The organism is Streptomyces finlayi, from assembly GCF_014216315.1.
In the GTDB taxonomy this organism is placed as follows: Bacteria; Actinomycetota; Actinomycetes; order Streptomycetales; family Streptomycetaceae; genus Streptomyces; species Streptomyces finlayi_A.
The window spans coordinates 4,383,790-4,397,192 of record NZ_CP045702.1 but is presented as its reverse complement, the minus strand read 5'-3'; the positions used below and the strand labels follow the sequence as shown (position 1 = coordinate 4,397,192).

Sequence of the window (13,403 nt, the reverse complement as noted above, 5' to 3'; positions counted from 1 at the left end):
GGCCGGACCGGGGTGGCCCCTACTTGCGCTTGGGGCGCTTTCGGGCTGCCGGGTTTCCGGTGCGGGTCGAGCGGCGCTTCGCGTACTGGGCGAGCGCGGTCTCGTACTCCGTACGCCGGAGCTTCTCTCCCGGAGCCTCCGTGAGCGAGCGGAAGAAGTAGGCGAGCAGGGAGCCGATGAAGCCGATCGACTTGAGGCCGCGCAGGTTGTCCTCGCGGGCCGGGTCCGCGGGCCGGCTGCCGAAGCCCTCCCAGGTCTTGCGGAAGGCGATGGCGCTGCAGATCGCGAACATCAGGATGACCAGCAGCCCGACGAAGCTGCCGACGTCCGCGATCTCCAGGCCCTGGTAGGCGAACCGGAGTACGAAGCAGGCGGCGACGGCCGCGGCGAGCGAGCCGACGGCGACGCCGGCCCGCCGCAGCCCGTAACCGCCGTCGTGGCCGACCCAGGTCGTGCCGAAGAAACGGATGGGCTCGGGCTGCGGGCCGGCCATGGTGGAGCCGGCGGGCCGGGGGCCGGGGGCCGCGCCGGGGGTTGTACCGGGGCTCGTACCGGGGCTCGTACCGGATGGTGCGCCGGTCTCGCTGTTCTCGCTCACGAGGTCGATTATCCCCGTGCGGAGCCGGTACCCGTCAGTCGCAGCGCGGGCGGCCGTACGTCAGTCGCAGCGCGGGGCGACGTAGCCGTCGCTGCCGGTCTTGACGTACGCGTCCGCGACGAACTGGCCGTCCGCGATGTTGTCCCAGAGGTTGCTGGTGCCGTAGGGGCCGCTGATCCACTCCCCCGGCTTCTGGCAGTAGACCGGGACGCTCATTCCGTACGGCAGCGTCCGGACGATCCCGTACTTGGTGCCCGGTCCGCGCCGGACGTTGACCCGGTATCCCGGTGCGATCGGATAGCGCGTCACGCCGTCCGACGCGATGGTCGCGCTCTCCTCGGCGACGTTCTCTTCAATGGCCATGTGGGCCTCCCCCGTTGGAAACATTTCGTGCGACGCGCAGGCTAACAAGCCCCACCCCCATCGCACACACCATCGACTAGGCTCCGTGCGTCGCGCTTGCGCACGAACACACGGGGGTGGGCGATGCCGCCGCTGCGAGGGACCGGATTCGATCCGGAAGCGGAGCATCCTGAGTACGCCGGGAAGTACCGGCTCGAGGCACGTCTCGGAGCGGGCGGCATGGGTGTGGTCCACCTGGCGCGCTCCCCGTCCGGGCTCCAGCTCGCGGTGAAGATCGTGCACCGCCAGCATGCGGCGGACCCGGAGTTCCGGGCACGCTTCCGGCAGGAGGTGGCGGCGGCCCGACGGGTCAGCGGCGCCTTCACCGCGCCGGTCGTCGATGCCGATCCGACCGCCGCCCTGCCCTGGATGGCGACGCTGTACGTCCCCGGCCCGACGCTCTCCGAACAGGTGAAGCGGAACGGACCGCTGGCCCCCGCCGAGCTCCGCAGGCTCACCGCGGGCCTGGCCGAGGCACTGCGCGACATCCACCGCGCGGGTGTCATCCACCGCGACCTCAAGCCGAGCAACGTGCTGCTCTCCGACTCGGGGCCCAAGGTCATCGACTTCGGGATCTCCCGGCCGTACGACAGTGATCTGCGCACGGAGACCGGGAAGCTGATCGGCTCGCCGCCGTACATGGCTCCCGAGCAGTTCCAGCGGCCCCGCGAGGTCGGGCCCGCTGCCGACGTGTTCGCTCTGGGCGCCGTGCTGGTCCATGCCTCGACCGGCCGGGGGCCCTTCGACTCGGACAGTCCGTACATCGTGGCCTACCAGGTGGTGCACGACGAGGCCGATCTCGCCGGGGTGCCGGCGGATCTGTCGCCGCTGGTCGCGCGGTGTCTGGCCAAGGACCCGGCGGAGCGGCCCACTCCGGACGAGATCATGGCGGCGCTCGCGTTGCAGCCTCCGTCGTACGAGGCCTCCGCGTTCATACCGGCGCAGCGGCGGGCGGCTCCGGTGCGCGGGCCGGTACAGACGTTGGTGCCGGGCTCGGGGGCGGGCTCGGGGGCGGAGACGTCGACGCATGTACGGGCGGTCGGTGCGGTTTCCGGCTCCCGGTCCGGCTCCGGTTTCGCGCAGCGGTGGACGGGGCGGGGCCGCCGGTCCCGGTGGGCTGCCGCGGGCGCGGTGCTGCTCGTACTGGGCACCGCGGGCACGGTGGGGCTCTGGGGCGGGGACGGTTCCGCGGACCGTTCGGTGCGGGCGGGCAGCGCGGCCCGGCGGGCGGCGCCGGCTGCCTTCGTACCGTGGGTGACTCCGTTGCCGTCGGCGGGCGGGGCGACGCCGGTCTGTTCGGGAGCGGACCGCGGGCTGTACTGCGGGGCCGCCGGGTTCGGTACGGCGCTGCTCGATCCGGTGGACGGCCGCGTGATCTGGTCCCGTCCCGCACCCTCGGGGGAGTCCCCGTCGGTGGGGGTGCTGTCCGACGGAGTCGTCCATGCCTCCGATCCCGGCGAAAGGCTCCGGGTGTACGACGCGGACAAGGGCGGGGAGCTGTGGGACCTGGACCTGTCCGCGTACCTCGGCGTCCCCTTCTCGGCCGGTGACACCCTGCTGATGACCCGGGAGAACGGCACCGCCGAAGGACTCGACGGCAGGACCGGGAAGTCCCGCTGGGCGCGGCAGGTACCCGGCCATCTGCGGCCCGACTACGCGCTGTACGACGAGGACTCCCGTATCGCGTACGCCTTCGAGCACGCGGCCGACGGCGCGACGACTCTGGTCACCGCGCTGGAGGCCGCTACGGGACGCACCGCCTGGCAGCACCGGCTGGACGGGACGCTCACCCCGGTGGGCGCGCCGGGCGGGGCGCTGGTGCTGGCGGCCATGAACGCGGCGGCCCAGACCGTGGGGCTCGTCCGCTACGAGCCCGCGCGTACGGCGGTCACCCGGCTGGCGCTCCCGTTCCGTATGAACGAACCGGAAGTGGTGATGGGCGGGGACACGGCGTATCTGCTCGCCCGGGACGGAACGCTCCTCGCCATGGACACCGGCCGGCCCGGTGATACGACCGCCGGAGGCGGGAAGGCCGAGCTGTGGCGCCTGGCGACCGCGGCCGGGCGGACCTCGCGGCCGGTACTGGCAGGGGGGAACCGGCTGTGCTTCTCGGCGGCCGACGGCCGCCTGCTGGCCGTCGATACGGAGCACGGGACGCTGCTGGGCCAGACGCGGCCCCGGCTGCGGGCCGGAAAGCTCACGTACGCATCGACGCTGCCGGCGCCCGTGGCCCTCGGGCGGACCGTGTACGGCATGGCGCCCGACGGTTCCGTGTTCGCGGTGGACGGGCGAGGCCCCACCGAGTGGTGAGGCCGCCAACTGGTGAGGCCCACGGAGTGGTGAGGCCCTGGAGCCCGGTTGGTCCGACCGGTGCCCCAGGGCCGTCGCCGCCGACTGGTACGGCTCCTGGTCAACCGAGCTTGGAGACGTCGCGCACGGCGCCCCGGTCCGCGCTCGTCGCCATCGCCGCGTAGGCGCGCAGGGCGGCCGAGACCTTGCGCTCGCGCTTCTTCGGCGCGTAGACCCCGTCCAGTGCCTCGCGGCGGGTGGCCAGCTCGGCTTCGGGGACGAGGAGCTCGATGGAACGGTTCGGGATGTCGATCCTGATCCGGTCACCGTTCTCGACGAGCGCGATCGTGCCGCCCGACGCGGCCTCGGGCGAGGCGTGGCCGATGGAGAGGCCCGACGTACCGCCGGAGAAGCGGCCGTCCGTGATGAGGGCGCAGGTCTTGCCGAGGCCGCGGCCCTTCAGGAACGAGGTCGGGTAGAGCATCTCCTGCATACCGGGGCCGCCGCGCGGACCCTCGTAGCGGATGACGACCACGTCTCCGTGGGTGATCTCCTTGCGGAGGATCTTGTCGACGGCCTCGTCCTGGGACTCGCAGACGACGGCCGGACCCTCGAAGGTCCAGATCGACTCGTCGACTCCGGCGGTCTTCACGACACAGCCGTCCTCGGCGAGGTTGCCCCTGAGGACGGCCAGTCCGCCGTCCTTGGAGTACGCGTGCTCGACGGAGCGGATGCAGCCGCCCTCGGCGTCCGTGTCCAGGGTGTCCCAGCGTTCGGACTGCGAGAAGGCGGTCGCCGAGCGGACGCAGCCGGGCGCCGCGTGCCACAGCTCGACAGCCTCGTCGGACGGGGAACCGCCGCGCACGTCCCACGTCTTGAGCCACTCGGTGAGCGTGGCCGAGTGGACGGTGTGCACGTCCTCGTTCAGCATGCCGCCGCGGTGGAGCTCACCGAGGATGGCGGGGATGCCGCCGGCCCGGTGCACGTCCTCCATGTAGTACGTGCCGCCGGGGGCCACGTTCGGCGCGACCTTGGCCAGGCACGGGACGCGGCGCGAGACGGCGTCCATGTCCGCGAGCCCGAAGTCCAGCTCGGCCTCCTGGGCGGCGGCCAGCAGGTGGAGGATCGTGTTGGTGGAGCCGCCCATCGCGATGTCGAGGGCCATGGCATTCTCGAAGGCGGCGCGGGTGGCGATGCTGCGCGGCAGGACGCTCAGGTCGTCCTGCTCGTAGTGGCGCTTGGTGATCTCGACGACCGTGCGGCCGGCGTTCTCGTACAGGGCCTTGCGCGCGGTGTGCGTGGCGAGGACCGAGCCGTTGCCCGGCAGGGCCAGGCCGATGGCCTCGGCCAGGCAGTTCATCGAGTTGGCGGTGAACATGCCGGAACAGGAGCCGCAGGTCGGGCAGGCGTTCTCCTCGATCCGGAGCATGTCCTCGTCCGAGACCTTGTCGTTGACCGCTTCGGACATCGCGTCGACCAGGTCGAGACTGCGGACCGTGCCGTCGACCAGCGTGGCCTTGCCTGCCTCCATCGGGCCACCGGAGACGAAGATCGTCGGGATGTTGAGGCGCAGGGCGGCCATCAGCATGCCGGGCGTGATCTTGTCGCAGTTGGAGATGCAGATGAGTGCGTCCGCGCAGTGCGCCTCGACCATGTACTCGACGGAGTCGGCGATCAGGTCGCGGGAGGGGAGGCTGTAGAGCATGCCGCCGTGGCCCATCGCGATGCCGTCGTCGACCGCGATCGTGTTGAACTCGCGGGGGACCGCGCCCGCCGCCAGGATCGCGTCGGACACGATGCGGCCGACCGGGGCGAGGTGCGTGTGGCCCGGGACGAACTCGGTGAACGAGTTGGCCACCGCGATGATCGGCTTGCCGATGTCCTCGCTCGCTACGCCCGAGGCCCGCATAAGGGCGCGGGCGCCCGCCATGTTGCGGCCGTGGGTGACAGTGCGGGACCTCAGCTGGGGCATCGCGCTCGCTCCTTCGACAGAAAAGACTGTCTCCGAGCGTACGCCTCGGCTCCACGATCTGGACAGCATGTCCGGAATGCGGGATGCGGTGCCCGGTGGATGGGCGGCGGTCCGAGCCGCTGCGCGGGGCTGGAAACGCTCAGCGCCCGGTCAGATACCTCTGCAGCGTCGGGGCCACCATCTCGATGATCTTCTCCGGGTCCGCCGACGCCAGCGGTTCGGCCTGGATGACGTATCTCAGGATCGCGATGCCGATCATGTGTGAGGCGGCCAGCTCCGCGCGGAAGGTCGGATCGGGTACGTCCAGCTCCGCCGCGATCCGCTCCAGCAGCCGCCGCAGCACGAAGCCCCGCAGCACCTTCGCCGCCGCCTCGTGGGTGAGGGCGGAACGGATGACCGCCAGCAGGGGGGCGCGCGTCACCGGGTTCTCCCAGACGGAGATGAAGTAGCGGGCCAGCCGCTCCCCCAGTTCGTCCGGGGGGCCGCCGAGGACGGCGGGGATCACCAGGGCGGGCTCGAAGGAGACCTCGATGGCCGCGGCGAAGACCTCGTCCTTCGTACCGAAGTAGTGGTGGACCAGTGCGGCGTCCACACCCGCGGCCTTGGCGATGCCCCGGACCGAGGTCTTGTCGTAGCCGCGCTCGGCGAACTCGGTGCGGGCGGCTTCGAGGATGCGGGTACGGGCGTCCGGGCCGGTGGTCTCCGCCGTACGCGAGGGACGCCCCCGGCGGCGGGGGGCGGGGGTGTCCGGTGTCATGCGCGGGGTGCCCGCGCCGCCGACGCCAGGTGCAGCCGGGTGAAGGCCAGCGCCTCCGCGAGGTCGGCCTCACGTTCGGCGGAGGACATGGCGCGGCGGGTGTTGACCTCGATGACGACATGGCCGTCGAAGGAGGTGTGGGCCAGCCGCTCCAGCAGCTGAGCGCAGGGCTGGTCGCCGCGGCCCGGCACCAGGTGCTCGTCCTTGCTCGACCCCTTGCCGTCGGCGAGGTGGATGTGCGCGAGCCGGTCGCCCATCCGGTCGACCATGGCCAGCGCCTCGGTGCGGGCGGTGGCGGTGTGCGAGAGGTCCACCGTGAAGTGCCGGTAGTCGTCGTTGGTGACGTCCCAGTCGGGGGCGTACGCGAGCATCTCGCGGTCCCGGTAGCGCCACGGGTACATGTTCTCGACGGCGAAGCGGACGTCCGTCTCGTCGGCCATGCGCCAGATGCCGGTGACGAAGTCGCGTGCGTAGTTGCGCTGCCAACGAAACGGCGGGTGCACGACGACGGTCGACGCCCCGAGCTTCTCCGCCGCCGCCTTCGCCCGCTGGAGCTTCACCCAGGGGTCGGTGGACCAGACCCGCTGCGTGATGAGGAGACACGGGGCGTGCACCGCGAGGATCGGCACCTGGTGGTAGTCCGAGAGCCGCTTCAGCGCCTCGATGTCCTGGCTTACGGGGTCGGTCCAGACCATGATCTCGACACCGTCGTAGCCCAGGCGCGCGGCGATCTCGAAGGCCGTCGCCGTCGACTCCGGATAGACCGAAGCAGTCGACAGGGCGACCTTCGCATCCGGAACGCGCACCACTGGTTCTGCCACCAGAACAGGGTACGGGCAGCGGTGCGTGTCGCCAGGAGATCTTGACCGAAAGTGACCAGGGCCATGGCGGGTGGCCCTGTCAGTTCAAAGCGACCCGTTCTGCGGGGAGGTGGTCCAGCCGCCGCAGGATGACGCCCTCGCGCAGCGCCCAGGGGCAGATCTCCAGTTCCTCGACGCCGAACAGGTCCATCGTCCCCTCGGCCACCAGAGCCCCGGCCAGCAACTGCGCGGAGCGGCCCTCGGAGACCCCGGGAAGCCTGCCCCGCTGCTCGATCGTCATCGCCGCCAGCTTGGGGACCCACTCCTCCAGCGCCTTGCGGGTGAGGACGCGCTGTACGTACCGGCCCTCCGTGGAGCGGGCGGCGCCGGTGATCCTGGCGAGCTGCTTGAAGGTCTTGGAGGTGCCGACGACATGGTCGGGGCCGCCGAAACGGGTGAACTCTCCGACACTCCGGGCGATCCTGGCCCGCACATGGCGGCGCAGCGCCTTGACCTCCAGCGGGTCCGCCGGGTGACTGGGCAGCCAGGCCGCGGTGAGGCGCCCCGCGCCCAGTGGCAGCGACACCACGGCGTCGGGCTCCTCGTCGATGCCGAACGCCACCTCCAGCGAGCCGCCGCCGATGTCCAGGACGAGCAGTTTCCCCGCCGACCAGCCGAACCAGCGGCGGGCCGCGAGGAACGTGAGGCGCGCCTCCTCCTCACCGCTGAGGACCGCGAGGTCCACCCCCGTCTCGTCCCGTACCCGCGCCAGGACCTTGTCGGCGTTGGTCGCCTCCCGCACGGCGGAGGTGGCGAAGGGCAGCACGTCCTCGCAGCCCTTGTCCTCGGCCGCGAGGACGGCTCCGGCGATCGTCGACACGAGCCGGTCCACGCCCTTCGGACCGATCGCCCCGTCCGCGTCGAGAAGCTCGGCCAGCCGGAGCTCCGCCTTGTGCGAATGCGCGGGCAGCGGGCGGGCGCCGGGGTGAGCGTCCACCACCAGCAGATGAACAGTGTTCGATCCCACGTCGAGGACTCCGAGTCTCATAGCCGGAACGCTACTGCTCCCACGGACTTACTCTTGGCGCGTGCCAAAGACGAAAAAGGCGAAGCCGGACAAAGTCACGAAGAAACAGAAGACGAAGCGGGAGACGCAGCAGCCAGAAACCAAGGGACCCGCAGGGTCCGATGAGACGGGGATCGACTTCGCGCGGGCCTGGGTCGAGTTCCCCGACCCGGCGGACGACGAGCAGATCTTCCGCTGCGACCTGACCTGGCTGACGTCCAGGTGGAACTGCGTCTTCGGCAGCGGCTGCCAGGGCATCCAGGCGGGCCGCGCGGACGACGGGTGCTGCACGCTGGGCGCTCACTTCTCCGACGAGGACGACGAGAAGCGGGTGGCCGGCCACGTCGCCCGGCTGACGCCTGACCTGTGGCAGTTCCACGACGTCGGCACGGAGACGGGCTGGGTCGGCGTCGACGAGGACGGTGAGCGGCAGACCCGGCGCTGGGAGGGCTCCTGCATCTTCCAGAACCGGCCCGGTTTCGCGGCCGGCGCCGGCTGCTCCCTGCACATCCTGGCGCTGCGCGAGGGCAAGGAGCCCCTCGAAACGAAGCCGGACGTGTGCTGGCAGCTGCCGGTCCGGCGTACGTACGACTGGATCGACCGGCCCGACGACACCCGGGTACTCCAGGTGTCGATCGGTGAGTACGACCGCAGGGGCTGGGGGCCGGGCGGACACGATCTGCACTGGTGGTGCACCTCGGCGACGTCCGCGCACGGGGCCGGGGATCCGGTGTACGTGACCTACCGGCCGGAGCTCGTCGAGCTGATGGGCAGGCAGGCGTACGACCGCCTGGTCGAGCTGTGCGAGGAGCGGCTCTCCTCGCTCCTGCCGATGGCGCCGCACCCGGCGGACCCCACGGGCTGAGGTGATTCGCGGGCTCTGTGTCAGCCCGCGGGATCATCCCTGGTCGTCGGGCTCGTCCCCGGGGTCCGTGGGCGTGGTCGTGTCGCTCGGGCCGGGTGACGACGGCGGGTCGGTCGGCTCCGTCGGCGTGGGCGTCGGTGCCGGGTCCGTGTGAGTCGGGGGCTGCGGGGGCTTCGGGGACGGCGTCGGGTCGGTGGGCGTGGGAGTCCGCGTGGGTTCCGTCGGCCCGGACGGCGGGGGCTTCGGGGGGCCTGTCGGGTCCCACGAGGGCGGCGCCGTGGCCCCGTACCCGTCGATCACTACGACGGTTCCCTCGGGGTCGAGGCCGACCCGTGCGCGCCACGGTCCGTCCGGCTCGGCGGCGTGGTCCACGGTGACCCGGAGCGTGACGCTCCGGCCGGGGGCGAGCGTGCCGGACGCGCTGCTGAGGTGGAGCCAGGGTGCGTCCACCCAGGCCGTCCAGGAGACCTGTTCGCTGCCGGAGGCCGTGAGGGTGATCGTCGTGAGGTCACCGGACGTACGGGCCGTGACGGCCAGGCTGCCGGGACCGTGCCGGCCGTCGGCGCTGATCACCTCGGCGGAGACGTCCGGGGTGCGGGCGCCGGGGGTGAAGCGGCCGTTCTTGTCGGGGCGGGCGTTGCCCGCGTTCTCGTACTGGTCGTACGCCTCGCCCTCGAGACCGCCCGCGCCGTCCCTCTCCGTCGCGGCGACCGAGGACCCGGCATGGCCCTCGCCGGTCTGCGGCGCCCCCCGGTACGCGGCCCAGAGGGCGATCACGGGTGCGGCGACGACGGTCGCGACCACCGTGGTCGTCAGGACCCGGGCCCGCAGCCGGTCCCGGCGGGCGGCGTGGTCCTTGGGGTCGAGCGGGAAACCCGCCCGGTCGAAGCGCGGGCCGCCCGACCTGGACCGCTGGGCGTGCGCCATGGCGACCTGGACGGAGGGAAGCGGCGCCCCGACGACCGGGAGCGCGGCGGTGGGGCCGACGGCCGCACCGGGCCAGGGGCCCCCGGCGTCGGCCCGTTCGGCGGCGCGGCGGCAGCGGGGGCAGTCGTCCACGTGCCGGACGAGCTCGCGGCGCAGGGCGGCGGAGAGCAGGACCTGGTGGTCGCCGGTGAGCCTGGCGACGGTGGGGCAGTTGCAGGTCTCGACGACAGCGAGGGCGGCGCGGGTCCGCTCCACCTCGCAGGCGGCGGCGGCCAGGAGTTCCCGGGCGACGACCGGGTCGAGGCCGAGGACGGCGGCTACGGCGCGCGGGGTGAGCTGGTGGCGCACCGCGAGTTCCAGTGCTTCGCGCTGCTCGGGGGTGGTGCCCGCGGCCTCGGGCCAGGCCAGCTGGGCGAGTTCGCGGCGGCGCGCTTCGGCGGCGGGGGACTCGGAAGGCGCGGGTACGGCCGCTTCCTCGGGTCCCGAGGGGGCGGGCGCGGGGACTTCCGGTGCTTTCCCGGACGCGCGGCGCGTGGGTCGCGCTCCCCCTCCGGCCGGCCGGCGGTGGGCCTGGCGGCCGCGCTTGCGCTCGGCGAGCTTGCGCAGGCACATCCATCTGGCCAGGGCGTACAGCCAGGATTTACGTTCCTCCTCACCGGCCGGGCACCGGCTTTCCTGCCGTTCGGCGACGACGAGGACCTCGCCGAGCGCCTCCGTAGCCGCCTCGTGATCGCACAGGACGGAGAGGCAGTAGGTGAACAGGCCGTCGAGACAGGGTTCGTAACGTGCGGGCGGTCGCTGAGCCGACGAGTGGGGAGCGCGGCGGTGCGCCCGGTGTGCGCCGGTGGTGTGTGCGGGGGTCTCCAGCCTGGTGCTCGTCACCTGGCGACCGTAGGCAGGGGGAGGCACACCCTTAGTACCTCTTGACCACATTTAATCCTTACGGGTGAACGTATCCCTCAAAAGAGGACAGCGGTTCCGGTTTTTGGCGGAAGCCCCGCGTGCGCCCCTGCGCCGGTCGGGACTGTCGGACCCCACCTATACGGTGGCGCCATGGCTGCCCGTACGAAATCCGCGAAGGACCGGCCGTCCTACCGCTGCACCGAGTGCGGCTGGACGACCGCCAAGTGGCTCGGCCGCTGCCCCGAATGCCAGGCATGGGGGACGGTCGAGGAATTCGGCGGTGCCCCTGCCGTGCGCACGACGGCTGCGGGACGCGTCTCCACCGCCGCCGTCCCCATCGGCCAGGTCGACAGCCGGCAGGCCACCGCCCGTTCGACCGGCGTCGGTGAGCTCGACCGCGTCCTGGGCGGGGGGCTCGTGCCGGGCGCCGTCGTGCTGCTCGCGGGTGAGCCGGGCGTCGGGAAGTCGACACTGCTGCTGGACGTGGCGGCCAAGGCTGCGAGCGCGGACCACCGCACGCTGTACGTCACGGCCGAGGAGTCCGCGAGTCAGGTGCGGATGCGCGCCGACCGGATCAAGGCCATCAACGACCACCTCTTCCTCGCGGCGGAGACCGACCTGTCGGCCGTCCTCGGCCATCTCGACGCGGTCAAGCCGTCCCTGCTCGTCCTCGACTCCGTACAGACCGTGGCCTCCCCCGAGATCGAGGGTGCGCCCGGCGGTATGGCGCAGGTCCGGGAGGTGGCCGGGGCGCTCATCCGGGCCTCCAAGGAGCGTGGCATGGCGACGCTGCTGGTGGGCCATGTCACGAAGGACGGCACGATCGCCGGGCCCCGGCTCCTGGAGCACCTGGTCGATGTGGTGCTGTCCTTCGAGGGCGACCGCCACGCCCGTCTCCGTCTCGTCCGGGGCGTCAAGAACCGCTACGGGGCCACGGACGAGGTCGGCTGCTTCGAACTGCACGACGAGGGGATCACCGGCCTCGCCGACCCCTCGGGCCTCTTCCTCACACGTCGCGACGCACCGGTTCCCGGGACGTGCCTGACGGTCACACTGGAGGGCAAGCGGCCGCTGGTCGCCGAGGTGCAGGCGCTGACGGTCGACTCCCAGATCCCTTCGCCCCGGCGCACGACCTCCGGTCTGGAGACGTCCCGGGTGTCGATGATGCTGGCCGTTCTGGAGCAGAGGGGGCGGATCAGCGCCCTCGGCAAGCGGGACATCTACAGTGCGACGGTCGGCGGTGTGAAGCTCACCGAGCCCGCCGCGGACCTGGCGATCGCCCTGGCCCTGGCCAGTGCGGCGAGCGACACCCCGCTCCCCAAGAACCTCGTCGCGATCGGTGAGGTGGGCCTTGCGGGCGAGGTCAGACGGGTGACGGGGGTGCAGCGACGACTGGCCGAGGCGTACCGCCTGGGATTCACGCACGCACTCGTGCCGAGCGACCCGGGGAAGGTGCCGTCCGGTATGAAAGTCACGGAAGTCGCCGATATAGGCGATGCCCTCAGAGTGCTCCCGCGCCGGTCTCGTCCGGAGGGACCACAGGAGGACAACGCGCGCCGGTAGACTTTGCCCTGGTCTCGCCCGCCCGTACGAACGGTATGAGGGACGCAAGGGCATCGCAAACCTGTGACCGGAGGAGTGCAGTGGCAGCCAACGACCGGGCGGCATCGCCCGGAAAGTCCGGCCAAGGCACCGGTAACGAGGCGCTGATGCGCGCCTCGTTGAGCGCGGTCGCGCCCGGAATGGCCCTGCGGGACGGTCTGGAGCGCATCCTCCGGGGCAATACCGGCGGGCTGATCGTTCTCGGCATGGACAAGACCGTCGAATCCATGTGTACCGGCGGATTCGTGCTGGACGTGGAATTCACCGCTACGCGGCTGCGTGAGCTGTGCAAGCTCGACGGTGCGCTGATCCTCGACAAGGACATGACGAAGATCCTGCGGGCCGGCGTGCAGCTGGTTCCGGACGCGTCGATCCCCACGGAGGAGACCGGCACCCGGCACCGCACGGCGGACCGGGTCTCGAAGGCCTGCGGTTTCCCGGTCGTGTCGGTGTCGCAGTCGATGCGTCTGATCGCGCTGTACGTGGACGGGGAGCGCAGGGTCCTGGAGGAGTCCTCCACGATCCTGTCGCGTGCCAATCAGGCGCTCGCCACGCTGGAGCGGTACAAGCTCCGGCTGGACGAGGTCGCCGGCACGCTCTCCGCGCTGGAGATCGAGGACCTGGTGACCGTCCGGGACGTGACGGCCGTCGCCCAGCGCCTGGAGATGGTCCGCAGGATCGCGACGGAGATCGCCGAGTACGTGGTGGAGCTGGGCACCGACGGCCGGCTGCTCTCCCTCCAGCTGGACGAGCTGATCGCGGGCGTGGAGCCGGAGCGGGAGCTCGTCGTGCGCGACTACGTGCCGGAACCGACGGCGAAACGATCCCGTACGGTCGCCGAGGCGCTGACCGAGCTGGACGCGCTGTCCCATCCGGAACTGCTGGAACTGCCGGTCGTCGCCCGCGCCTTGGGGTACAGCGGCTCGCCCGAGACGCTGGACTCCGCGGTGTCGCCGCGCGGATTCCGGCTGCTGGCGAAGGTGCCGCGGCTGCCGGGGGCGATCATCGAGCGGCTGGTGGAGCACTTCGGCGGTCTGCAGAAGCTGCTTGCCGCGAGCGTGGACGACCTGCAGACGGTCGACGGGGTCGGGGAGGCGCGGGCCCGGAGCGTGCGCGAGGGGCTTTCGCGGCTTGCGGAGTCGTCGATTCTCGAGCGGTACGTCTGATTCTTGGGCGGGCGCCTGGTACTTGAGCGGGCGCCTGGTACTTGAGCGGGCGCCTG

At 71.8% G+C, this 13,403-nt stretch carries 11 protein-coding genes; 4 read left to right on the top strand and 7 right to left on the bottom strand.

Annotated elements, in window-relative coordinates; translation table 11 throughout:
- Positions 1 to 19 precede the first annotated feature (19 nt).
- Positions 20 to 598 (bottom strand): hypothetical protein, encoded by a 579-nt coding sequence (locus F0344_RS20395; RefSeq protein WP_185300141.1) that lies wholly within the window; start codon positions 596 to 598, stop codon positions 20 to 22.
- Between the two features lie 60 nt (positions 599 to 658).
- Positions 659 to 961, bottom strand: a complete 303-nt coding sequence (locus F0344_RS20390; RefSeq protein ID WP_185300140.1) for an SH3 domain-containing protein — start codon at positions 959 to 961, stop codon at positions 659 to 661.
- Positions 962 to 1,084: 123 nt separating this feature from the next.
- Here F0344_RS20390 and F0344_RS20385 point away from each other — a divergent pair, with 123 nt between their 5' ends.
- Positions 1,085 to 3,310, top strand: a complete 2,226-nt coding sequence (locus F0344_RS20385) for a protein kinase domain-containing protein (RefSeq protein WP_185302791.1) — start codon at positions 1,085 to 1,087, stop codon at positions 3,308 to 3,310.
- Positions 3,311 to 3,410: 100 nt separating this feature from the next.
- On the opposite strand, the gene ilvD is transcribed toward F0344_RS20385, so the two are convergent.
- From ilvD to F0344_RS20365, 4 genes are all read right to left on the bottom strand, one after another.
- The gene (gene ilvD / locus F0344_RS20380; RefSeq protein ID WP_185300139.1) at positions 3,411 to 5,261 is read right to left on the bottom strand and encodes a dihydroxy-acid dehydratase; all 1,851 of its coding nucleotides are present in this window, start codon (positions 5,259 to 5,261) and stop codon (positions 3,411 to 3,413) included.
- Between the two features lie 139 nt (positions 5,262 to 5,400).
- A complete protein-coding gene (locus tag F0344_RS20375; RefSeq protein WP_185300138.1) occupies positions 5,401 to 6,018 on the bottom strand; it encodes a TetR/AcrR family transcriptional regulator in 618 nt (205 codons plus the stop codon).
- Positions 6,015 to 6,827, bottom strand: coding sequence for a sugar phosphate isomerase/epimerase family protein (locus tag F0344_RS20370; protein WP_185302790.1), 813 nt, complete (start codon positions 6,825 to 6,827; stop codon positions 6,015 to 6,017). Before F0344_RS20370 ends, F0344_RS20375 begins: the two co-directional genes overlap by 4 nt.
- Before the next feature lie 91 nt (positions 6,828 to 6,918).
- Positions 6,919 to 7,866: a Ppx/GppA phosphatase family protein gene (locus tag F0344_RS20365; protein ID WP_185300137.1), complete on the bottom strand. Its 948-nt coding sequence runs from the start codon at positions 7,864 to 7,866 to the stop codon at positions 6,919 to 6,921.
- Between the two features lie 40 nt (positions 7,867 to 7,906).
- Between F0344_RS20365 and F0344_RS20360 the strand changes: the two genes are divergently transcribed.
- Complete coding sequence (locus F0344_RS20360; RefSeq protein WP_185300136.1) at positions 7,907 to 8,749, top strand: hypothetical protein; 843 nt, start codon at positions 7,907 to 7,909, stop codon at positions 8,747 to 8,749.
- A gap of 33 nt (positions 8,750 to 8,782) precedes the next feature.
- On the opposite strand, the gene F0344_RS20355 is transcribed toward F0344_RS20360, so the two are convergent.
- Complete coding sequence (locus tag F0344_RS20355) at positions 8,783 to 10,558, bottom strand: BACON domain-containing protein (RefSeq protein WP_445585676.1); 1,776 nt, start codon at positions 10,556 to 10,558, stop codon at positions 8,783 to 8,785.
- Between the two features lie 171 nt (positions 10,559 to 10,729).
- Here F0344_RS20355 and radA point away from each other — a divergent pair, with 171 nt between their 5' ends.
- Both radA and disA read left to right on the top strand, forming a co-directional pair.
- Complete coding sequence (radA, locus tag F0344_RS20350; protein WP_185300134.1) at positions 10,730 to 12,142, top strand: DNA repair protein RadA; 1,413 nt, start codon at positions 10,730 to 10,732, stop codon at positions 12,140 to 12,142.
- An 80-nt stretch (positions 12,143 to 12,222) separates the two neighbouring features.
- Positions 12,223 to 13,347, top strand: coding sequence for a DNA integrity scanning diadenylate cyclase DisA (gene disA, locus F0344_RS20345; RefSeq protein ID WP_185300133.1), 1,125 nt, complete (start codon positions 12,223 to 12,225; stop codon positions 13,345 to 13,347).
- Positions 13,348 to 13,403 lie beyond the last annotated feature (56 nt).